This is a genomic window from Microbacterium sp. NPDC056003 (assembly GCF_042274785.1).
In the GTDB taxonomy this organism is placed as follows: Bacteria; Actinomycetota; Actinomycetes; order Actinomycetales; family Microbacteriaceae; genus Microbacterium.
This window is the reverse complement of the sequence record NZ_JBHJXQ010000001.1, coordinates 1413496-1433029: the sequence shown is the minus strand read 5'-3', so window position 1 is coordinate 1433029 and position 19534 is coordinate 1413496. Positions and strand designations below refer to the sequence as shown.

Annotated in this window: 24 protein-coding genes; 11 read left to right on the top strand and 13 right to left on the bottom strand. The window is 71.0% G+C overall.

Annotated elements, in window-relative coordinates; all coding sequences use genetic code 11:
* Positions 1 to 15: 15 nt before the first annotated feature.
* A complete protein-coding gene (locus tag ACFC1W_RS06655) occupies positions 16 to 654 on the top strand; it encodes a metal-dependent transcriptional regulator (RefSeq protein ID WP_375990105.1) in 639 nt (212 codons plus the stop codon).
* Here ACFC1W_RS06655 and ACFC1W_RS06650 read toward each other — a convergent pair.
* Positions 644 to 1594, bottom strand: coding sequence for an SDR family NAD(P)-dependent oxidoreductase (locus tag ACFC1W_RS06650; protein ID WP_375990103.1), 951 nt, complete (start codon positions 1592 to 1594; stop codon positions 644 to 646). The two genes, ACFC1W_RS06655 and ACFC1W_RS06650, sit on opposite strands and share 11 nt — an antisense overlap.
* Positions 1595 to 1631: 37 nt before the next feature.
* Here ACFC1W_RS06650 and ACFC1W_RS06645 point away from each other — a divergent pair, with 37 nt between their 5' ends.
* Together ACFC1W_RS06645 and ACFC1W_RS06640 are read left to right on the top strand one after the other, a co-directional pair.
* On the top strand, positions 1632 to 2441 hold the full coding sequence (locus ACFC1W_RS06645) for an HAD-IIA family hydrolase (RefSeq protein ID WP_375990100.1): 810 nt from the start codon (positions 1632 to 1634) through the stop codon (positions 2439 to 2441).
* Between the two features lie 51 nt (positions 2442 to 2492).
* A complete protein-coding gene (locus ACFC1W_RS06640) occupies positions 2493 to 3068 on the top strand; it encodes a YdeI family protein (RefSeq protein ID WP_375990097.1) in 576 nt (191 codons plus the stop codon).
* A gap of 163 nt (positions 3069 to 3231) precedes the next feature.
* On the opposite strand, the gene pyrE is transcribed toward ACFC1W_RS06640, so the two are convergent.
* The 3 genes from pyrE to ACFC1W_RS06625 are packed head-to-tail and all read right to left on the bottom strand — an operon-like array spanning position 3232 to position 5328.
* Positions 3232 to 3810 carry an orotate phosphoribosyltransferase gene (gene pyrE, locus ACFC1W_RS06635; RefSeq protein WP_241111386.1) on the bottom strand — a complete coding sequence of 193 codons (579 nt, stop codon included), beginning with the start codon at positions 3808 to 3810 and terminating at the stop codon, positions 3232 to 3234.
* A 10-nt stretch (positions 3811 to 3820) separates the two neighbouring features.
* Positions 3821 to 4504, bottom strand: a complete 684-nt coding sequence (locus ACFC1W_RS06630) for a Type 1 glutamine amidotransferase-like domain-containing protein (protein ID WP_375990095.1) — start codon at positions 4502 to 4504, stop codon at positions 3821 to 3823.
* On the bottom strand, positions 4501 to 5328 hold the full coding sequence (locus ACFC1W_RS06625) for an MBL fold metallo-hydrolase (RefSeq protein WP_375990093.1): 828 nt from the start codon (positions 5326 to 5328) through the stop codon (positions 4501 to 4503). Before ACFC1W_RS06625 ends, ACFC1W_RS06630 begins: the two co-directional genes overlap by 4 nt.
* A 126-nt stretch (positions 5329 to 5454) precedes the next feature.
* On the opposite strand from ACFC1W_RS06625, the gene ACFC1W_RS06620 reads away from it, so the two are divergent.
* The 3 genes from ACFC1W_RS06620 to ACFC1W_RS06610 all read left to right on the top strand — a co-directional run bounded on the left by ACFC1W_RS06620 (position 5455) and on the right by ACFC1W_RS06610 (position 7925).
* A complete protein-coding gene (locus tag ACFC1W_RS06620; RefSeq protein ID WP_375990090.1) occupies positions 5455 to 6294 on the top strand; it encodes an exodeoxyribonuclease III in 840 nt (279 codons plus the stop codon).
* A 76-nt stretch (positions 6295 to 6370) separates the two neighbouring features.
* Positions 6371 to 7096: a histidine phosphatase family protein gene (locus tag ACFC1W_RS06615; protein WP_375990088.1), complete on the top strand. Its 726-nt coding sequence runs from the start codon at positions 6371 to 6373 to the stop codon at positions 7094 to 7096.
* Positions 7080 to 7925, top strand: a complete 846-nt coding sequence (locus tag ACFC1W_RS06610; RefSeq protein WP_375990086.1) for an NAD(P)H-hydrate dehydratase — start codon at positions 7080 to 7082, stop codon at positions 7923 to 7925. Before ACFC1W_RS06615 ends, ACFC1W_RS06610 begins: the two co-directional genes overlap by 17 nt.
* 6 nt (positions 7926 to 7931) lie before the next feature.
* On the opposite strand, the gene ACFC1W_RS06605 is transcribed toward ACFC1W_RS06610, so the two are convergent.
* The 3 genes from ACFC1W_RS06605 to ACFC1W_RS06595 form a co-directional block, all read right to left on the bottom strand.
* The gene (locus ACFC1W_RS06605; RefSeq protein ID WP_375990083.1) at positions 7932 to 8498 is read right to left on the bottom strand and encodes a hypothetical protein; all 567 of its coding nucleotides are present in this window, start codon (positions 8496 to 8498) and stop codon (positions 7932 to 7934) included.
* Positions 8499 to 8568: 70 nt separating this feature from the next.
* Positions 8569 to 9273 carry a winged helix-turn-helix transcriptional regulator gene (locus ACFC1W_RS06600; protein WP_375990081.1) on the bottom strand — a complete coding sequence of 235 codons (705 nt, stop codon included), beginning with the start codon at positions 9271 to 9273 and terminating at the stop codon, positions 8569 to 8571.
* Positions 9274 to 9594, bottom strand: a complete 321-nt coding sequence (locus ACFC1W_RS06595; RefSeq protein ID WP_375990079.1) for a VOC family protein — start codon at positions 9592 to 9594, stop codon at positions 9274 to 9276.
* 100 nt (positions 9595 to 9694) lie between these two features.
* Here ACFC1W_RS06595 and ACFC1W_RS06590 point away from each other — a divergent pair, with 100 nt between their 5' ends.
* Both ACFC1W_RS06590 and ACFC1W_RS06585 read left to right on the top strand, forming a co-directional pair.
* Positions 9695 to 10954: a sensor histidine kinase gene (locus tag ACFC1W_RS06590; RefSeq protein WP_375990077.1), complete on the top strand. Its 1260-nt coding sequence runs from the start codon at positions 9695 to 9697 to the stop codon at positions 10952 to 10954.
* Entirely contained in the window at positions 10951 to 11619 is a 669-nt protein-coding gene (locus ACFC1W_RS06585) for a response regulator (RefSeq protein ID WP_375990075.1), read from the top strand. Before ACFC1W_RS06590 ends, ACFC1W_RS06585 begins: the two co-directional genes overlap by 4 nt.
* A 64-nt stretch (positions 11620 to 11683) precedes the next feature.
* On the opposite strand, the gene ACFC1W_RS06580 is transcribed toward ACFC1W_RS06585, so the two are convergent.
* On the bottom strand, positions 11684 to 12253 hold the full coding sequence (locus tag ACFC1W_RS06580; protein WP_375990073.1) for an NADPH-dependent FMN reductase: 570 nt from the start codon (positions 12251 to 12253) through the stop codon (positions 11684 to 11686).
* A 224-nt stretch (positions 12254 to 12477) separates the two neighbouring features.
* Between ACFC1W_RS06580 and ACFC1W_RS06575 the strand changes: the two genes are divergently transcribed.
* Both ACFC1W_RS06575 and ACFC1W_RS06570 read left to right on the top strand, forming a co-directional pair.
* Positions 12478 to 13362 (top strand): ABC transporter ATP-binding protein, encoded by an 885-nt coding sequence (locus ACFC1W_RS06575; RefSeq protein ID WP_375990070.1) that lies wholly within the window; start codon positions 12478 to 12480, stop codon positions 13360 to 13362.
* Positions 13359 to 14465: an ABC transporter permease gene (locus ACFC1W_RS06570; protein WP_375990067.1), complete on the top strand. Its 1107-nt coding sequence runs from the start codon at positions 13359 to 13361 to the stop codon at positions 14463 to 14465. The genes ACFC1W_RS06575 and ACFC1W_RS06570 overlap by 4 nt, the downstream gene beginning before the upstream one ends.
* A gap of 58 nt (positions 14466 to 14523) precedes the next feature.
* On the opposite strand, the gene ACFC1W_RS06565 is transcribed toward ACFC1W_RS06570, so the two are convergent.
* From ACFC1W_RS06565 to ACFC1W_RS06550, 4 genes are all read right to left on the bottom strand, one after another.
* A complete protein-coding gene (locus ACFC1W_RS06565) occupies positions 14524 to 14904 on the bottom strand; it encodes a VOC family protein (RefSeq protein WP_375990065.1) in 381 nt (126 codons plus the stop codon).
* Between the two features lie 77 nt (positions 14905 to 14981).
* Positions 14982 to 16193, bottom strand: a complete 1212-nt coding sequence (locus ACFC1W_RS06560) for an acetyl-CoA C-acetyltransferase (RefSeq protein WP_375990063.1) — start codon at positions 16191 to 16193, stop codon at positions 14982 to 14984.
* Between the two features lie 82 nt (positions 16194 to 16275).
* Positions 16276 to 16743, bottom strand: coding sequence for a ribonuclease E activity regulator RraA (gene rraA / locus ACFC1W_RS06555; protein ID WP_375990061.1), 468 nt, complete (start codon positions 16741 to 16743; stop codon positions 16276 to 16278).
* A 259-nt stretch (positions 16744 to 17002) separates the two neighbouring features.
* On the bottom strand, positions 17003 to 17560 hold the full coding sequence (locus ACFC1W_RS06550; RefSeq protein WP_375990060.1) for an ArsR/SmtB family transcription factor: 558 nt from the start codon (positions 17558 to 17560) through the stop codon (positions 17003 to 17005).
* A gap of 57 nt (positions 17561 to 17617) precedes the next feature.
* Between ACFC1W_RS06550 and ACFC1W_RS06545 the strand changes: the two genes are divergently transcribed.
* Entirely contained in the window at positions 17618 to 19051 is a 1434-nt protein-coding gene (locus ACFC1W_RS06545; protein ID WP_375990058.1) for an MFS transporter, read from the top strand.
* A 15-nt stretch (positions 19052 to 19066) separates the two neighbouring features.
* On the opposite strand, the gene ACFC1W_RS06540 is transcribed toward ACFC1W_RS06545, so the two are convergent.
* Positions 19067 to 19534 carry a hypothetical protein gene (locus ACFC1W_RS06540; protein WP_375990056.1) on the bottom strand — a complete coding sequence of 156 codons (468 nt, stop codon included), beginning with the start codon at positions 19532 to 19534 and terminating at the stop codon, positions 19067 to 19069.

The window sequence follows — 19534 nt, the reverse complement described above, 5'->3', positions numbered from 1 at the left end:
GGGTAGCCTGATCACGTGCCCTCCTCCCCCGCCATCGACGACTATCTGAAGACGATCTACCACCACACCGAGTGGCAGACCGATCGCATCACGCCGTCGCAGCTGGCGGCCGAGCTGGGGCTCGCGCCGTCGAGCGTCACCGAGATGGTGCAGAAGCTCGCCGCGCAGGATCTCGTCACCCACCGCCCGTACGGCCCGATCGCACTCACCGAGCCGGGCAGGCTGCGGGCGGCGGCGATCATCCGGCGCCATCGCCTGATCGAGACGTGGCTCGTGCGCGAGTTCGGCTACGCGTGGGACGAGGTGCACGATGAGGCCGAGGTGCTCGAACACGCGATCAGCGACCGGCTGCTCGAGGGCATCGACGAGCGCCTCGGACGCCCGCGCTTCGATCCGCACGGAGACGCGATTCCGGATGCGGCCGGCGCGGTCGAGCGCGTCCCGTTCGTGCTGCTCGCCGCGGCACCGGCCGGCCACACCGGGCGCGTGCTGCGCGTGAGCGACCGCGACCCCGACGTGCTGCGTGCCGTCGAGGCGGCCGGCGTCGAGGTGGGCGCCGATGCGACGGTGACGGATGCCGCGACCCTCCGCATCGGCGACGTCGACGTTGCGCTTCCGGCGGCCGCGGCCGACGCCGTCTGGCTCAGCGCCTGACGACCGTCTCGAAGGGCCAGCGCACGCCAGTCGCCTCCTCGGCTGCGTGCCACAGCCGCGCCGCGACGTCGGCGTCGAGCGTGATGCGCGACGCCCGCTGCCGGCGGGGCTCGCCGCGGGCGACCGTGCGAGGCCCCCAGAACTCGCCGCCCTCGACGGCGGGATCGACGAGGGCCCGCACGAGCGACCAGGCGCCGTGCTCCTTCGACTGGGCGATCGCGGCCTGAAGGTTGTCGCGAAACCTCTTCGACCGTGTCGGCGCGTTGACGCCCGCGATGCCGGGGGTGCGCCCGCTGGTCGAGTAGCCCGGATGCGCGACGACGCTCTCGACGGGCACGCCCGCGGCCCGCAGACGGCGGTCCGCCTCGAATCCCAGCGCCGTCGTCGCGATCTTCGACTGCACGTACGCGCGCCAGGCCGAGTATCCCTCGACGAGCTGCGGATCGACCGGGTCGTACGGGGTCAGCGACGTCGACATGCTGCCGACCCACACCATGCGGCCCGACCGGTCGGCGAGGGGCCGCAGCAGCTCTCCGGCGAGCGCGAAGTGACCCAGTGCATTGGTGGCGAGAACGAGCTCGTGCCCGTCCACCGTCATCTGACGCTCTTTCGGTGCGTGCACGATCCCGGCGTTGAGCAGCACGCCGTCGAGGCCGCCCTTGCCACGGATGCTCGCGGCCGCAGAGCGCACCGATCCGAGGTTGCTCGTGTCGAGGACGAGCGTCTCCGTGGCGCCGGGCGCGGCATCGGGAACCCGTCGCCGCACCGCCGCGCGTGCGGCGGCGAGCCGGTTCGGGTGCCGACCTGTCATGTAGACGCGGGCTCCGGCGCCGACGAGCTGCTCGGACGCGAAGAAGCCTAGGCCCGCGTTCGACCCGGTCACCAGATATGCGCGACCGGAGAGGTCGGGCAGGTGTCGGGGGTCCCAGGTCGTGCGCACGCTCCGACCATATCCCCGCGACCCCTAGGCTGGGCCCATGGGGACCCGTGCCGAGATCGAATGCTGGCTCACCGACATGGATGGGGTGCTGGTCCACGAGAACACGCCGATTCCGGGCGCCTCTCAGCTGCTGCAGCAGTGGCGCGACACCGGTACGCCGTTCCTGGTCCTGACGAACAACTCGATCTTCACGCCGCGTGATCTGAGCGCCCGGCTCCGGGCCTCGGGCCTCCTCGTTCCCGAGGAGTCGATCTGGACGTCGGCGCTCGCCACCGCCGACTTCCTCAAGTCGCAGATGCCCGGCGGGACCGCCTTCGTGATCGGCGAAGCCGGACTCACCACCGCCCTCCACGAGGCCGGGTTCATCATGACCGAGACCGAGCCGGACTACGTGGTCGTCGGCGAGACGCGCAACTACTCGTTCGAGGCGATCACGAAGGCGATCCGGTTCATCGGCGCCGGCGCCCGGTTCATCGCGACCAACCCGGACGCGACCGGCCCGTCGACGGACGGGGTGCTGCCGGCCACCGGTGCGATCTCGGCGCTGATCACGAAGGCGACCGGCATGGAGCCGTACGTCGTGGGCAAGCCGAACCCCATGATGTTCCGCTCCGCGATGAACCGCCTCGGCGCGCACTCCGAGAACACCGGCATGATCGGCGACCGCATGGACACCGACGTGGTCGCCGGCATCGAGGCCGGCCTGCACACCGTGCTCGTGCTCACCGGCATCAGCGACCCTGCCGAGATCCAGCGGTATCCGTTCCGCCCCGACGAGGTGCTCGACTCGGTCGCCGACCTGCTCGCCGAGCACCCTGTGGAGGCCGAGGAGACCGACATCCTCTGAGCAACCCGATGCGGACATGCCGCGTCCGCATCGGCCGATAGGGTCGCGGACATGGGAGCACTCGACGACGGCGAGAAGGTGGAGGCAGCGGATGCCGCATCCTGGCGGGCGTGGCTCGAGACCCACCATCGCACGTCGAAGGGCGCCTGGCTCATGCGTGCGCGGCGCGGGTCGGGCCTGACGTTCGTCGAGTACGAGGACGCGATCCGGCAGGCGTTGTGCTTCGGCTGGATCGACGGTCCGGTCCGCAGCTTCGACGAGGTGCGGGGCGGCCTGTGGTTCGCGCCGCGCCGGCCGTCGAGCGGGTGGGCCGCCACCAACAAGGCGCGTCTCATCGAGCTCGAGGCCGCGGGGCTCATGACGGAGGCGGGCCTGCGCGCGGTCGAGGTCGCGAAGCAGAACGGCGCCTGGACGGTGCTCGACAACGCCGAGGCGATGATCGAGCCCGACGACCTGGCCGCCGCGCTCGACGCGCAGCCCGAGGCCCGCGAGAAGTGGGACGCCTTCCCCCCATCGGCCCGCAAGATGGGCATCGGTGCGGTCGACGCGGCGCGGCGACCCGAGACACGCTCGGCGCGCATCGCGAAGATCGTGGCGGACGCCGCCGCAGACAGGAGACCCCGATGACGGAGCTCGAGCAGAACCTTCTCTTCGCCGGCACCGCCATCGTACTGGCGGGCACGCTGATCGTGTTCGTGTGGCAGTGGTGGCGGGGGCGTGGTCGCGACAGCGACGACTGACCGGTGCGCCAGCTGACCACCAGGGCCGGCGGCGCGCAGGCGACGACCGACTACTGCGGCTCGAGCCCCAGGTCGTCGAGGTCGATCGCGGCGAGCCACTGCAGCCCGGCGGCCTCGACGGCTGCCTGGGCGCCGGTCTTGCGGTCGACGATCACGGCGACGGCGACCGGCTCGGCGCCCTCCCGGCGCAACGCCTCGACGGCCTTGAGCGCCGACTGGCCCGTGGTCGAGGTGTCTTCGAGCACGACGACCCGCTTGCCCGCGACATCCGCTCCCTCCACCTGACGGCCGCGACCGTGGTCCTTTGGCTCCTTGCGCACGACGAAGGCGTCGAGGGGCATGTGGGTGCGCGCCGACTCGTGCATCACGGCATTGGCGATCGGGTCGGCCCCCAGCGTGAGACCGCCGACCGCGACGATGCCGTCGAGGTCGCGGATGAGATCGAGCATGATGCGCCCGATCGACGGGGCCGCGCGATGGTCGAGGGTGAGCTTGCGCATGTCGACGTAGTACGTCGCCTGGGCGCCGCTCGAGAGCGTGAAGTCGCCGTGGAACACCGCCTCATCCTGAATGAGGGCGATGAGGTACTGGCGGTCGGCTTCGAGCGCGGGCGTGGACGCGACGGTCATGTGGACGATTCTACGGATGCCCCGGAACGACGAAGTGCTCCCAATGACCCTCCGAGACGACCTCGACCGTGCCGTCGACGACCGTGATCGCGGTCTGATCGTCGATCGCGTAGGCGGGTCCGGGCATCGTCGCCGCCCACCGGCGCGCTGCCGCGGTGGTGTTCTCGTCCCAGCCCGGATAGTCGAGGTGCGGGAAGATCGAGAAGTCCACGACGCCCAGAGTCTCGTCGCCTCCGTCGGGTCGCCAGTCGACGAACTGCCCGCCGATGCGCGGCGTCATCACCATGCTGCCCGGGCTCACCCCCACCCACACGATGTCGGGCATGGCGGCGAGCTCGTCGGCCAGACCGGACTCGCGCATCCAGTGGCTGAGGTACATCGCCTCGCCGCCGTCCACCAGCAGCACGTCCGCATCGCGGACCCAGGGCAGCCATCGCTCCCGGCCGATGGTCGGCAGGGCCGTGAGTTCGAGGACGCCGACCGACTTCCAGCCGAGCGTCGTCAGCGCGCCGCCGCCCTCCCATCGCCCGGAGACGCCTTTCCAGACGGACTCGGGTGAGCACATCGGATGCCCCCACTGGGCGGTCGGGATGAACAGCGCCCGCGACTCGGCGACCGGCTTGCCGAGCAGGTCGACGAGCGCCGACCGGATCGATTCGTTCGTGATCCCGCCTGACGTGAGCAGCAGCTTCATGGACGTCCCGTCTCCTCGTTGCGCGACTGCTCGGCCAGGCTCCGGACCTGCCACTCGTGCACGTCGGTCAGCCAGTCCCATGGCGCCGGACGGCCGATGCGCGGGTCGTCGAAGTCGCCGCCGTCGCGCGCCGTCAGAACGTACGCACGGTCGAGCCGCAACCGCTCGCGCAGCTGGTCGCCCTCGCCCACCGAGCCGTGCCCGGGCACGACGCACCGCACGTCGTCGGCAAGGCTCTCGTAGAGCTGAAGCGCCGCGAGGTAGTCCTCGATCGGGTGGTGGGCCTGCAGATCGAGGAACGGCATCAGAATGTCGGACACCATGTCGCCGGCGACCAGCACGCCGCTGTCCTCGATCAGCAGGGCGGCGTGCCCTGGCGCGTGTGCGCGGTGCTCGAGGACACGCACCGTCGGGCCATCCCACGGGATGCGTTCGGCACCCGCGGGCAGCGCCGTCACGAGGCCGAGCAGTTCCATCGGAATCTCGTCGGCGTGCTCGGGGGGCAGGCCCTCGGCGATCTGATCCCGCCAGTCGGGCTGGACGAGCAGTTCGCGAAGGGATGCCGCGCACCTGGCGGTCCCGTAGCGGGGGGCGTCGCCGAACGCCTCATGCCAGAGCACGTGGTCCCAGTCGGGATGGGTCGCGAAGCCTGCGACGACCGGCTGGCCCAGCAATCGGAGATCCGCTGCGATGCAGGCCAGCTCGTCCCGCGTGATGCCGGGATCGACGAGCAGCACTCCGTCGCGCCCCTGCACGACGACCGCGTTGCTCTGCAGGAACTCGCTCTCGTGGACGAGCACACCCTCGGCGACGTGCGTGAGCACCCTCGCTCCTCTCGTCGATGTTCTCTGGTTGTAATATGCAATCGGTTCTGCGACGGTACTACGGCCGCGCGGCCGGTGCAACGGCCGCCGCGATCTGCGTCGGCCGCTCGTCCTAGGCTGGAGACCATGCGCTTGGCCACCTGGAACGTGAACTCGATCCGCGCCCGAGTCGATCGGATCGTCGACTTCGCGGTGCGTGAGCATCTCGACGTGCTCGCCATGCAGGAGATCAAGTGCAAGGTCGAGCAGTTCCCGTTCGCCGCGTTCGAAGACGCCGGCTTCCACGTCGAGGCGCACGGGTTCTCGCAGTGGAACGGCGTCGCGATCGCGAGCCGCGAGCCGGTCGAGAACGTGCGCACCGCGTTTCCGGGCATGCCCGGTTTCGAGAAGGGGCACAACGGACCGGATGCTCCGCAGGAGGCCCGCGCGATGGGCGCGACCGTCGGCGGAGTCGAGGTCTGGAGCCTCTACGTGCCGAACGGCCGCTCTCTCGGCGACCCTCATTACTTCTACAAGCTCGACTGGCTCGCGGCACTCGAGCAGTACACCCGCGATTCGCTGACCGCGAATCCCGACCTCGCCCTCGCCCTGGTCGGCGACTTCAACATCGCACCGACCGACGCCGACAACGGCGACCCCACCGTCGTGCAGGGCTTCGCGACCCATGTGTCGCCGCCCGAGCGGGAAGCCTTCGCTGCGCTCGAGAGCGCCGGGCTGACCGACGTCGTGCGCCCGCTCGTGCCGACCGGCTACACGTACTGGGACTACAAGCAGCTGCGGTTCCCGCGCAACGAGGGCATGCGCATCGACTTCATCCTGGGCTCGCACACGGTCGCCGATGCCGTGACCGGCGCCACGATCCACCGCAACGAGCGCAAGGGCGAGGCGCCGAGCGATCACGTGCCGGTGGTCGTCGACCTCGACCTCGAAGGCCCCGACGACGACGATCGCCCGATGATCTTCTGACGCGCCACGGCCGGTTCTCCCAGCCGCCCGTGTCAAGCGCTGGGCGCAGCATCCCTCCCCTGCCTACTCTGGGCGCATGGCGGTGAACGAGCTCTGGCTGGTCAGGCACGGGGAGAGTGTCGGCAACGTGGCGGCGACGCAGGCGGAACTCGAGGGGCTCGACACGATCCCGCTCGACATCCGCGATGCCGACGTTCCGCTGTCCGACACCGGCCGCGAGCAGGCTGCGGCGCTCGGTGAGTGGCTCGACGAGGGCGACGCCCGCATCGACGCCTACTGGGTCTCGCCGTACCTGCGCGCGCAGGAGACTCTGCGGATCGCGCTCGGCGAGCGCGCGACGGCCTCACCGCCCGCCCTCGACGAGCGATTGCGCGACCGGGAACTCGGCATCCTGGATCTGCTCACGCGCACGGGCGTGCAGCGCCTGCATCCGGAGGAGCGCGCGCGGCGCCTGCACCTCGGCAAGTTCTATCATCGGCCGCCCGGCGGCGAGTCGTGGGCGGACGTCGCGCTGCGGCTGCGGTCCTTCCTGCGGGACCGGCTCGACGGACCGGGCGAGAAGGCCATGATCGTCGCGCACGATGCGGTGGTCATGCTGCTGCTGTACGTGCTGCTCCCCCTACGCGAGGACGAGCTGCTCGACTTCGCCGCCGAGAACACCGTGCTCAACGCCTCGGTCACCCACCTCGTGCGCCGTGACCCGGGCTGGGAGCTGGTGACGTTCGCCGACGTCACCCACCTGCAGCGCGAGGGCGCGGATGTCACCGTGCACCCCGGGAACCCCGATGTCGAGCCGGCCTGAGCCCGTCGGTCCCGAGCTGCTGCGGGAATGGGGCCTCCCCGACCCTGGAGACTCCAAGAAGGCGCGCGGCGACGTGGTCATCGTCGGCGGCTCGCGCAGCGCGCCGGGTGCGGCGCTGCTCGCGGGCGAAGCAGCGCTGCGCGTCGGCGCCGGGCGCATCGCCCTCGCCGTGCCGGCGTCGATCGATGCGCAGGTGGGCGTCGCCCTGCCGGAATCCGGCGTGGTCGCACTGCCCGATCACGCCGACGACCCGTTCGAAGGCGACCTCCGCGACCACGTGGCCCGCGCCGACGTCGTCCTCGTCGGCCCCGGGTTCGACGATCCCGACGAGACGCGCGCGACCCTCCTCGCGGCAGTCGCCGCCGGTGCGCGGCGGCTGGTGCTCGATGCGTTCGCGCTCGGAGTGCTGCCCGGTGTCGAGCGCGACGCTCTGCCTCCCGAGGTGGTGCTGAGCCCGAACAAGGACGAGCTCGGCATCCTGCTCGATCGCGACCTGCGCGACGAGGCGACAGATGTCGCCGAGGTCGCGCGCCGCTTCGACGCCGTCGTCGGGTGCTACGGCACCGTCGCCCACCCGGACGGCCGCCTGTGGCGCGTGGGCGAAGGCGGGGCCGGGCTGGGCACATCGGGCAGCGGTGATGTGCTGGCCGGGGCGATCACGGGGTTCGTCGCGCGCGGCCTGCCGATCGAGCGCGCCGCGGTGTGGGGCGCCTGGGTGCATGCCCGCGCCGGGTCGCGCCTCGAGGAGCGCGTCGGCCTCGGCTTCCTCGCGCGAGATCTCACGGTCGAGCTGACCCCGACGGTGCGCGACACGCTGGCCGCCGACTGAGCCGGATCAGCCCTCGGTGGCCGGCGCCGGCGTGCAGCTCGCGGGCGGGTAGTTGCCGCTGAGCTGGAAGTCCCCGCAGGTGAGGAAGTGCTCCTGGTTGAGTCCGAGGACGAACGCGATGATCGCGACTCCGAGCACGACTCCTGCGATGAGCCACTTCGTGCCCGGGCTCGACTCGTGCGCGAAGTCGGGGAAGGCCACGCGGACCAGAACCCACAGCGTGAACGGGATGCCGATCAGCACTGCCAGAATCGCGACGACGTCGACGATCGCGATGAGCAGATCGGTCTCGTCGTCGGAGACGACGAACGACAGCACGAGCCAGAGCGACGGGAGCAGGAGCAGGAACGCCCGGACCAGCTTGCCCCCGACCGGCTTCCGCTCGACGAGAACGAACACGAAGGCGGCCGTCGACGCCGCCCACACCGTCAGGATGTCGTCGAAGAAGATCTCGCCGTAGACACCGAGGGTGAACGCCGGCCACCAGGCGATCACCGCCATGCCGACCATCACGACCCCGATGGGCACGTCGCGCCGGCGGCGCTCCGCCCCGACCCTGCCGGTCTCGCTCACACCCGCACGCTAGCGGGAGCCCGCGCGAGCCGACGGCGGCACACGCCGAGCGACCCGGCGCGCCCTCCGCTCATGCAACAAGCCCCGAGGCGCCGGTCGGGTCGATGTGGAAGGTCGCGGCGAAGCGTTCCAGCAGGGTCGCGTCGCCCGACACCACGGCCAGCACCTCGCGATCGATCGCCTCGGCCGGCGTGAGCTCGCCCGAGATGAGCAGCCGGATGCCCGGGCCCGCCGCGAACACGAGATCGGCATCGCCCGCGGGCATCGCTCCCCCGACCGGCGGAGCCGGCGGCGCGAGCTGGGCGATGCGCAGGCCGGCTCCGTCGACCTGCACACGCAGCGCGACGTCGGCGACGTGCACCTCGTAGTCGGCCGCGGGTAGGTCGGCCGCGGCATCCGCGCGGAATGCCGTCCGGAGCGCCATCGTGAGCGAGTCCGCGGTGACGACGTCTTCGGGGGCCGGGTCGCCCATCTGCGCGAAGCCCCACCGTCCGAGCGCGAGCACGATGGGCTCGAGCCGGCGACCGTACGGCGTCATCTCGTAGACGAGTCCGCAGTTCAGGAGCGGAACGCGCCGCACGACACCGCCCTCTTGCAGCTCCTTCAGGCGCGTGGAGAGGATGTTCGTGGGGATCCTGGGGAGGCCCTGCTTGAGGTCGGTGTAGCGTCGCGGCCCGACGAGCAGATCACGCACGATGAGCAGCGACCACCGCTCGCCGATCAGCTCGACGGCCGTCGTGACTCCGCAGTACTGCCCGTAGCTGCGGGACGCCATTCAGGCCTGCGCCGGCTCGGCTGCGTACGCGTCAGGACCCACCTCGACCGCCTGTGGCTCCATGAACATGAACTGGATGCCGTTGCCGTCGGGGTCTTCGAGGTCGCGGCTGTACATGAAGCCGTAGTCCTTGGGCTCGCTCGGCTCCGTTCCGCCGTTCGCGAGTCCCGCCTCCACGATCTGGTCGACCGCCTCGCGCGATTCACGGCTCATCGCGATCAGCACCTGCGCGTGCGTGGCCGGGTCGGCGAACTCCTTGTCGGTGAACGTCGAGAAGTACTCCTTGGTGAGCACCATGAAGTAGACGTTGTCGTCCCACACGATGCACGCGGCGTTCTCATCCGTGAACAGCGGGTTGATGCGGCGCGGACTCCGCCCTGCGGGGGAGGCTCGCGATTCGTGCGACCCCTACCGTGGAGGGATGTCCATCACCTCCCCCGCCCGGCGCACGCCCGCGTCGCCCGCGGAGCTGCGCAACGACGTCTGGCTCGCGGGCGCCCTGCTGCTCGGCGCGGTGCTCAGCGCCGCCCTCGGCTCGGTCGCCGGCATCTACGGCGACGAGACCCGGCAGGGCATGCAGTGGGCGCTCCTCTATGCCTTCGGCCTCACCGCCCCCCTGGCTCTGCGACGCCGCGCCCCCGAGATCGTCGCGGTCGTCATCGCCGCGGTGTTCTTCGTCGGCGTGACCATGCGCATCCCCGAGCTCTACGTCGGCAACATCGCGGTGTTCATCGCGATGTACACCGTGGGCGCGTGGGTCGACGACCGTCGACGCGCCATGATCGTCCGCGTCGCGATCATCGTCGGGATGTTCCTGTGGCTGCTGGTCACGACGTTCCAGTCCGCGACCGCGCCGACCGACGAGGGCCTCTCGCGCGAGGGCCTGTTCTCGCCGTTCGTCGCGTTCATGCTGATCCAGTTCCTCGTCAACGCCGCGTTCTTCGGCGGGGCGTACTACATGGGCGATCGCGCATACGCCTCGGCGCTCGAGCGGGCCGCCCTCGAGGAGCGCACCCGCGAACTCGAGAACGAGCGCGAGGTGACAGCCGCCCAGGCGGTGGCGCTCGACCGCGTGCGCATCGCCCGCGAGCTGCACGACGTCGTCGCCCACCATGTCTCGGCGATGGGCGTGCAGGCCGGTGCCGCCCGCGCCGTGATGGACCGCGATCCCGAGGCCGCCCGCGCCGCACTGTCGGTGGTCGAGGCATCCGCTCGCTCTGCTCTCGACGACCTTCGCCACCTGCTCGAGACGCTGCGCACGCCCGACGGAGAACCGCCGAACGCGTCGACCGTACGGCTCGCCGGGCTCGCCGGACTGGTCGCGCACGCCACCGCGAACGGCCTGCCCACGACCCTGACGGTCGTCGGCGAGGAGACACCCGTGCCCGACCTCGTGCAGGTGAACATCTACCGCGTCGCCCAGGAGGCGCTCACGAACGCGCGCCGCCACGGCGGACCGGATGCCGCGGCCGACGTGCGCCTGCGCTACGCAGGCGACGCGGTCGAGCTCGAGATCGTCAACACCGGGCGCGTCGTCGCGGCGCTGCGCCCGGGCCTCGGCATCGTCGGCATGCGCGAGCGCGCGGGCGCGTCGGGCGGGACGCTCGAGGCGGCGCCGCGCGCGCGGGGCGGATTCCTCGTGCGGCTGAGCGTGCCGCTGGCCGAGCGGGCCATCGCGTGACGGGCTCGCCGATCCGCGTGCTCCTCGTCGACGACCACGCCGTGATGCGCGCCGGATTCCGCATGATCCTCGAGGCGGCGGGCGACATCGCCATCGTGGGCGAGGCCGCGACCGGAGTGGAGGGCGTGGCGGCGGCATCCGCTCTGCACCCCGACGTGGTGTGCATGGACGTGCAGATGCCCGACATGGACGGGCTCGAGGCGACCCGGCGCATCGTCGCCGACCCGGCGATCGCCGCGGCCGTCGTGGTCGTGACGACCTTCGACCGTGACGACTACCTGTTCTCGGCGCTGTCGGCGGGGGCCAGCGGATTCCTGCTGAAGAACGCCGGCCCGGAGGAGCTCGTCTCGGCCGTGCGCGTCGCGGCGGCGGGCGACGCGCTGCTCGCGCCCGAGGTCACGCGGCGGGTGATCGCGCGCTTCGCCGACGCCGAGCCGTCCGCTCCCGCACCCCGGGTGGTGCCCGCCGGCGTTCCCGAGCTCACGGAGCGCGAGGACGAAGTGCTGCGCCTGGTGGCGCAGGCCCTGAGCAACGCCGAGATCGCCGAGCGGCTCTACATCGGCGAGGCGACGGTCAAGACGCACGTCTCGAACGTGCTGCAGAAGCTCGGCGCCCGTGACAGGGTCGCCGCCGTCGTGTACGCGCACCGCCACGGCCTGGCCTGACCCCCGCGGGAAACGCGGAACGCCCCGTGCCCCTCAGGGGCACGGGGCGTTCCGAGAGGCGGGATCAGGCCGCGACGGGAACCGACGCGTAGCGGTCGACGAGCGCACCGAAGGCCTCGAGGTAGCCGACGAGGAACTCGGCCGTCTGCTCGTTGGTCACCTCGCCGGTCTCGGTGAACAGGCCGGGGGTCGACTGCACGTATCCCTCGGGCTGGCCGAGCGTCGGGGCGTTGTAGTGGCTGAGGATCGCCTTGAGGTGCTGCTGCGCCGCAGCGGTGGCGATGCCGCCGCCCGAGGTGCCGATGACGGCGGTGGGCTTGCCATTGAACGAGCCCTGGCCCCACGGGCGGGCGGCCCAGTCGAGGGCGTTCTTCAGCACGCCGGGGATCGAGCGGCTGTACTCGGGGGTGACGATGATGACGCCGTCGACCTCGTCGATGGCGTCCTTGAAGTCGCGCGCGACCTGCGGGTAGTCGGCGTCGAAGTCGGGCGAGTAGAAGGGGAGGTCCTTGATCGGGATCTCGACCAGGGTCGTGCCCTCGGGCGCGAGGCGCTCGAGCGCCTTCGCGAGGCGACGATTGATCGAGGTCGACGAGATGCTGCCGACGATGTAGCCGATGGTCCGCTCGGACATGGGTGTGCTCCTTCTGGAAAAACGAAAAGACGTCCCGGTGGTGGCCACCGTGGACGTTCCACAACCATGCAAGCGCATCGATTCGAGATCTATTCCGGCGCATGGAGAAGTCGTCATCCAGCGACTCCCCCGCGTGGCTGACCGGGCGAAATCCCCCTTGAGGGGGAGGACGCGCGATCGCGGGCTCCGTAACGTCGGACGCAGGAATCGACAGGAGGAGCGGGATGCTGCAGCTGACGGGGATCACCAAGAGCTACGGAGGGCGGCGCGTGCTCGACGACGTCGCGTTCAACGTCGAACCGGGTAGGCTCACCGGCTTCGTGGGCGGCAACGGCGCGGGCAAGACGACGACGATGCGCATCGTCCTGGGTGTGCTCGCCAAGGACGGCGGCGACGTCCGGCTCGACGGCGCCGAGGTCACGGCGTCCGATCGCCGCCGCTTCGGCTACATGCCCGAAGAGCGCGGGCTCTACCCGAAGATGAAGGTGCTCGAGCACGTCGTGTACCTCGCGCGCCTGCACGGGTTCACGAAGGCGGATGCCACCGCCCGCGCCACCGCGCTGCTCGAGCAGCTCGGACTCGGCGAGCGCCTGAACGACAACGTCGAGACGCTCTCGCTCGGCAACCAGCAGCGTGCGCAGATCGCCGCCGCCCTGGTGCACGACCCGCAGGTCCTGATCCTCGATGAGCCCTTCTCGGGACTCGACCCGCTCGCTGTCGACGTCGTCGCAGGCGTGCTGCAGGAGCGCGCCGCCGGCGGCGCCGCCGTGCTCTTCTCGTCGCACCAGCTCGACGTCGTCGAGCGGCTGTGCGACGACCTCGTCATCATCGCCGGCGGCACGATCCGCGCGGCCGGTGCCCGCGACGTGCTGCGCGCTCAGCACTCCACCCGCCGCTTCGAGCTCGTGTCGACGGGGGATGCCGGCTGGCTGCGCTCCGAGCCCGGGGTCGAGGTCCTCGACTTCGACGGCGGCTACGCCGTGTTCGACGCCGACACCGACGAGACCGCCCAGCGCGTGCTGCGCCGGGCCGTAGACCAGGGCGATGTCGCGAGCTTCGCGCCGCAGCATCCCACCCTCGCCCAGATCTTCAAGGAGGTCATCCAGTGAGCACCCCCACCCGCATCCCCGCAGCCGGCCTCGGCACGGCTCAGGCAGTCTGGCTCGTCGCCGAGCGCGAGATCGGCTCGAAGCTGCGCAGCAAGGCGTTCGTCATCTCGACGGCGATCCTGCTGATCGGCGCGCTGGCGCTCGTCATCTGGGGTGGCTTCGCGGCCGCGAACTCCACCGGCACCCCGGTCGCGGTGACCGCGGATGCCTCGTCCGCCGTCGCGGACGTGCAGGGACTCGACATCACCGAGGTCGACGATCGCGCCGCCGCCGAGGCGCTCGTCGCGGACGGGGACGTCGACGCCGCCATCGTGGCCGATCCGGACTCGCCGGTCGGGATCGCCGTGATCGCGGACTCGAGCGCCCCGTCGCAGCTGCTGCTGCAGCTGTCGCAGGCGCCGACGGTCGTGCTGCTCGAGCCTCAGACCGGCAATCAGGCGCTCGGCTACCTCGCGGCGATCGGCTTCGGCGTCGTGTTCCTGTTCGCGGCCTCGATGTTCGGCGGCACGATCGCGCAGAGCGTCGTCGAAGAGAAGCAGACCCGTGTGGTCGAGCTGCTCATCTCGGCGATCCCGGTGCGCGCGCTGCTCGCCGGCAAGGTGATCGGCAACACGATCCTCGCGATGGGCCAGATCCTGCTGCTCGCGGCGATCGCGATCGTCGGCCTCACGGTCACCGGTCAGACGGCACTGCTGCAGGGGCTCGGCGGGCCGATCGCCTGGTTCGCGGTCTTCTTCCTGTTCGGGTTCATCCTGCTGGCGGCGCTGTTCGCGGCCGCGGCGTCGATGGTGTCGCGCATGGAGGACGTCGGCTCGACCACCACGCCGCTCACGATGCTGATCATGGCGCCGTACTTCCTGGTGATCTTCTTCTTCGACAACCCGCTCGTGCTGGGGATCATGTCGTACGTGCCGTTCTCCGCGCCGGTGGGCATGCCGATGCGACTGTTCCTCGGCGAGGCGCAGTGGTGGGAGCCGCTGCTCTCGCTCGCGATCCTCATCGCGACGTGCATCGCCGCGATCCTCGTCGGCTCGCGCATCTACGAGAACTCGCTGCTGCGCATGGGCGGCCGCGTGAAGCTCTCGGAGGCGCTCGCCGGCTGAGTTCGGTCCCGGATGCCTCGTCCCTCGCTCTGTGCGCGCGGGACGAGGCATCCATCGCTCACTCCGTCTTCAGCACCGCCAGGACGTTGCCCGACGGGTCGCGGAACCACGCGATCGCAGGGCCCATGTCGCGCGAGATGCCCTTCGCGTCGGTGGGGAACTCGGAGTCGTCGTAGATCTTGGTCACGACGCCGCGGGCGTTGAGGTCGTCGACCGCCGCCTCGACGTCGTCGACGTCGAAGTTCAGGATGGTGAAGACGGCGGGCTGGTGGTCCTCCTTCGGATAGACCATCACGCGCGCGCCGCTTCCGATCGTGAGTTCGAGGATGCCCATGTCGTACTCCTGCACGGGCAGGCCGAGGGTCTCGCCGTAGAACGTCTTCGCCGCGCCGAGGTCGGTGACGGCGAAGCTGCTGAAGGCGCGAGCGGGTGTGAACATGCTGTCTCCCTGGGTCGTGGCTGCAGCCAGCCTCCGCCTCCGGGCGCCCCGTGTCCAGGGGGTGCGGTGCGGCGCCGTCAGAGCCGCTCGACCACGGTCGCGACGCCCATGCCGCCGCCGATGCAGAGCGTGGCCAGGCCGTAGCGTCCGCCGGTGCGCTCGAGCTCGTCGATCAGCGTGCCGAGGATCATCGCGCCGGTGGCGCCGAGCGGGTGCCCCATCGCGATCGCGCCGCCGTTGACGTTGGTGCGCTCATGGGGGAAGTCGTCGAGGTCGCGCATGAGGCGCAGGGCGACGGAGGCGAAGGCCTCGTTGATCTCGACGAGGTCGATGTCGTGGATGCGGAGCCCGGCGCGCTCGAGGGCGAGCTTCGACGCCGGGCCCGGGCCGGTCAGCATGATCGTGTGCTCGGTGCTCACGACGGCGGCCGAGCGGATGCGGGCGCGCGGCGTGAGTCCGTGACGCGCACCGGCCCGCTCACTGCCGACGAGGACGAGGGCGGCGCCGTCGACGATGCCCGACGAGTTGCCGGCGTGGTGGACGTGCTGGATCGCGCTCGCCTGGGGATACTTCGCGAGCGCGAGGTCATCGTAGCCGGCGGCGCCCATCCCTGCGAAGGCCGGGGGCAGCGCGGCCAGGGTCTCGACCGTCGTGCCAGGTCGGATGATCTCGTCGCGCTCGAGCAGCGGCGCTCCGTCCGCGCCGAGGACGGGGATCACCGACCTGTCGAACCGGCCCTCCTCCCAGGCGCGGGCGGCGCGCTCGTGCGACGTCGCGGCGAAGCGGTCGACGTCGTCGCGCGTGTAGTCCTCGAGCGTCGCGATGAGGTCGGCGCTGATGCCCTGCGGCACGGAGTCGGGCGAGATCGCCGCCGCACGGTCGGTCGCGAACGGGCTGCCGTCGGAGCCCATCGGCACGCGGCTCATCGACTCGACGCCGCCCGCGAGGAAGAGGTCCTCCCAGCCGGACCGCACGCGTGCCGCCGCCTGATTGACGGCCTCGAGGCCCGAGCCGCAGAAGCGGTTGAGCTGCACTCCGGGGACCGAGTCGGGCAGGCCGGCGGCGAGCGCGGCGACCTTCGCGATGTCGGAGCCCTGGTCGCCGATCGGAGTGACGCACCCGAGGATGACGTCGTCGACTCCCGCCGGGTCGAGACCGGGATGCCGGGCGCGCAGCGCGTCGACGAGGCCCACGACGAGCTCGTGCGGCGCCACCCCGTGCAGGGCGCCGGTCGCCTTGCCGCGACCGCGCGGCGTGCGCACGGCATCGTAGACGTAGGCGTCGGTCATGGCGTCTCCCTTGATCGCTCATTCCATCGTGCCACCGTGCGCCCGGGGTCGGCGCGGGTGCCCTTCCCGCCCGAACCCCGGCTCAGCGCTCGACGAGCACGCCGTCGGCGTCTGCCCAGACGTGCCGGCCGGGCGTGAAGACCACGCCTGCGATCTCGACGGGCACGTCGACCTCGCCGACGCCGTCCTTCGCGCTCTTGCGCGGGTTCGAGCCGAGCGCCTTCACGCCGAGCGGGAGGGCGGCGATCGCCTCACGGTCGCGGATCGCTCCGTGCACGATGATCCCGGCCCATCCGTGCTCGACCGCCGTCGCGGCGATGAGGTCGCCGACGAGCGCCGACTGCAGCGAGCCGCCGCCGTCGATCACCAGCACGGCGCCGTCGCCCGGTGTGGCGAGCAGGGCCTTCACCAGCGCGTTGTCGCGGTGGCAGCGCACCGTGCGGACCGGTCCGTCGAACGCCACCCGGCCCCCGAGGTCGTGCAGCTGAAGGGAGAGCGAGTCGAGCGCGTCCCCGTGCTTGTCGTAGTGGTCGGCCGTCGCGATGGTCATGCCGCCACGCTACGACGCCCGCCCGGTGCTCCGCGCGTCGAACGGCGGGGAAGAAACGCCGGATTTCGTCGTGTGTGAAGCGTCGACGAGATCAGGCGATTCGACGAGAACAGGACGATTCGCGGAAGATCGGCCCGCATCCGCCGAATCGCCTGATCTCGGCGAGGAGGTGCCGGGCGCGGTCGCAGGCGCGGTCGTCGGCGCGGTCGCGGGTGCGGTCGCCGGCGCGGTCACCGCTCGACCGGGATGCGCGCCTCCGTCAGGCCACGGGCGACGCCTGAGACCCCGGGGCGGGCGGGTTCAGGTCGGGGTGCAGCGCCGTGAAAAGCGAGTACGGCTCGCCGTCGGGGTCGGGCTCGCGCTCCTTGAACTCCTCGAGCAGATCGACGATGCGCTGCTGCAGCTCGGCCTTGTGCTCTGCGTTGAGCTTGAGCCCGAGCCACGCGGTATCGAGTTCTTCGGGTTCGACGCCCTCGATCTGCTGCAGGAAGACCTCGACCAGCACGCGGCTCCGGTGCGGCATCGGGGTGCGCCACGACAGGCCCGTCGCCCGATACGGCACCTCACGCGCGCCCTGCGCTCCGACGCGCTCGGGCTGGGCCGCAAGGAAGCCGGTCTGCACGAGCGTGCGCACGTGATGGAGCATCGTGCCCGGGTTCACGCCGAGGAGCTCGGCGAGCTCCTTGTTCGTCCGCGACTCGAACGCGCACAGCCGCAGCACGCGCAGGCGCAGCGGTGAACTCAGCGCGCGAAGGCGCGCCTCGTCGGCGGGATCGGTCGGCGGGCGCATCTCGCCCCCGACACGCTGCTCGGTCACCACTCCAGACTAGGACACTGATTGACAACTCTCAATCAGTGTCCGACACTGATTGGCATGTCCCAATCACCGGACGCGCACGACGCCCCCGCTGACGTCGATGTCGACGACGCGATCCTGGCCGAGGCGCGGGCCGAGGCATCCGGAACCTCCTCCGCCGCGCGCGCCGACGCCGCAGCCGATGCGGATCAGCCCGACCCGCTTCCCAGCCCGTCGCCGAGCGGATCGCTCTGGCGGGACCCCAACTTCCTGACGCTGTGGAGCGGTCAGACCCTCAGCCAGTTCGGCGCGCAGATCGCCGAGCTCGCGATCCCGGTGCTCGCGGTGCTGCTGCTCAACGCCACCGAGTTCCAGGTGGGCGTGCTCAACGCGGCCAACGTCGCCGCCTTCCTGCTGGTCGGGCTGCCGGCGGGCGCATGGATCGACCGCATGCGCAAGCGCCACGTCATGATCGCCGCCGACGCCGTGCGGGCCGTCGCGCTCGCGCTCGTGCCGCTGCTGTGGATCCTCGGAGTCCTGCAGATCTGGCACCTCGTGGTCATCGCCGCGATCATCGGCATCGCCACGGTGTTCTTCGACGTGTCGTACCAGAGCATCGTGCCGTCGCTGGTGCGCCCGAACCAGATCGCCGAGGCGAACGGGAAGCTGCAGTCCACGTACGAGCTCGCCAACATCGCCGGCCCGGGATTCGGCGGCTGGCTGATCGGCGTGGTCACCGCGCCCGTCGCCGTGCTCGCGACGGCCGGCACCTATGTCGTGTCGGCGTTCGCGCTCTTGGTCACGCGCGACCATGAGGAGGAACACGACCCTGCCCGGCGCGGCCCGATCCTCCACGAGATCTGGGAGGGTCTGCGCTTCGTCTTCACCGAGAAGCTGCTGCGCCGCATCGTCGCGACGACGGGCACGTCGAACTTCTTCAACACGGTGTCGACCACGCTGCTGCCGCTGTTCCTGCTGCGCGAGCTCGGATTCTCCCCCGCGTCGCTCGGCCTGATCTTCTCGCTCGCCTCGGTGGGCGGACTGCTCGGTGCCATGGCCACCCCGCACATCGTGCGGCTGATCGGCGAGGGCCGCGCGATCCCTGCTGCCGCGCTCGGCTTCAGCTTCGTCGCCCTGCTGCTGCCGGTGGCGGCGCTCACCCCCGCGTTCGCCTTCCCGCTGCTGGTCGGCCAGTTCTTCGTGATGAGCTTCATGGTTCTCGTGTACAACATCACGCAGGTGACGTTCCGTCAGCGGATCACGCCGCCCCGCCTGCTCGGGCGCATGAACGCCTCGGTGCGCTTCGTCATCTGGGGCGTGATGCCGATCGCCGCGCTGCTCGCCGGTGTGCTCGGCACGTGGCTGGGCGTCATCCCGACGATGTGGGTCGGTGCGATCGGCCAGCTGCTGTCGGCGGTGTTCGTCGTGTTCTCGCCGTTCTGGTCGATGCGCGAGCTCCCCGACCAGCACACCGGATCCGCCGCATCCGCCGCATCCGCCGACGAGAAGTGACCCGGACCCGGCGGCTCACCCCTTCGCGACGGCCGCCCGGCCGCGGGTGACCCCCATCACGGCCAGCACCAGCTGTGCGAGGTAGGACAGGCCGATGAGCCCGGCGGCGATGGCGAACAGCGCCGCGGAGGTCTGCGCCGTGATGCCGAACCACGCCATGAGCACCGTCTCGAGCGGGCCGCTGTCGCCGGAGTCGGGCACGGTGAGCGCGCCGAGCACGATGCCGAGCCACAGCACAGCGCTCGCGATGTCGTAGAAGAGCCGCGTGGATCGCGCCCGCCGCACCTCGGGATCGAACAGCGTGATCACGGGCGGCACGAGCAGCAGCGCGATCACGATGAGGCCGTAGACGATCCCGAAGAAGCCGAGCCGGCCCACCTCGGCGCCGAGGTTCCCGCGTCCGATGAAGAACAGCACCGGCAGGAACACGGCCACCGGCCACTGGGCGTAGAACACGAAGCGACCGGTGCCCTCGATGTGCAT

Coding starts and splice junctions, on each gene's coding strand:
- rraA (WP_375990061.1), bottom strand. CDS start 16,743: ATGACCATCGCGACGGCCGACCACTACGACAAGCACGGGGACGCGCTC.
- ACFC1W_RS06630 (WP_375990095.1), bottom strand. CDS start 4,504: ATGAAGCTGCTGCTCACGTCAGGCGGGATCACGAACGAATCGATCCGG.
- ACFC1W_RS06540 (WP_375990056.1), bottom strand. CDS start 19,534: ATGCACATCGAGGGCACCGGTCGCTTCGTGTTCTACGCCCAGTGGCCG.
- ACFC1W_RS06640 (WP_375990097.1), top strand. CDS start 2,493: ATGGGAGCACTCGACGACGGCGAGAAGGTGGAGGCAGCGGATGCCGCA.
- ACFC1W_RS06560 (WP_375990063.1), bottom strand. CDS start 16,193: ATGACCGACGCCTACGTCTACGATGCCGTGCGCACGCCGCGCGGTCGC.
- ACFC1W_RS06580 (WP_375990073.1), bottom strand. CDS start 12,253: ATGTCCGAGCGGACCATCGGCTACATCGTCGGCAGCATCTCGTCGACC.
- ACFC1W_RS06590 (WP_375990077.1), top strand. CDS start 9,695: ATGTCCATCACCTCCCCCGCCCGGCGCACGCCCGCGTCGCCCGCGGAG.
- ACFC1W_RS06575 (WP_375990070.1), top strand. CDS start 12,478: ATGCTGCAGCTGACGGGGATCACCAAGAGCTACGGAGGGCGGCGCGTG.
- ACFC1W_RS06600 (WP_375990081.1), bottom strand. CDS start 9,273: ATGGCGTCCCGCAGCTACGGGCAGTACTGCGGAGTCACGACGGCCGTC.
- ACFC1W_RS06565 (WP_375990065.1), bottom strand. CDS start 14,904: ATGTTCACACCCGCTCGCGCCTTCAGCAGCTTCGCCGTCACCGACCTC.
- ACFC1W_RS06610 (WP_375990086.1), top strand. CDS start 7,080: ATGTCGAGCCGGCCTGAGCCCGTCGGTCCCGAGCTGCTGCGGGAATGG.
- ACFC1W_RS06545 (WP_375990058.1), top strand. CDS start 17,618: ATGTCCCAATCACCGGACGCGCACGACGCCCCCGCTGACGTCGATGTC.
- ACFC1W_RS06620 (WP_375990090.1), top strand. CDS start 5,455: ATGCGCTTGGCCACCTGGAACGTGAACTCGATCCGCGCCCGAGTCGAT.
- ACFC1W_RS06645 (WP_375990100.1), top strand. CDS start 1,632: ATGGGGACCCGTGCCGAGATCGAATGCTGGCTCACCGACATGGATGGG.
- ACFC1W_RS06615 (WP_375990088.1), top strand. CDS start 6,371: ATGGCGGTGAACGAGCTCTGGCTGGTCAGGCACGGGGAGAGTGTCGGC.
- pyrE (WP_241111386.1), bottom strand. CDS start 3,810: ATGACCGTCGCGTCCACGCCCGCGCTCGAAGCCGACCGCCAGTACCTC.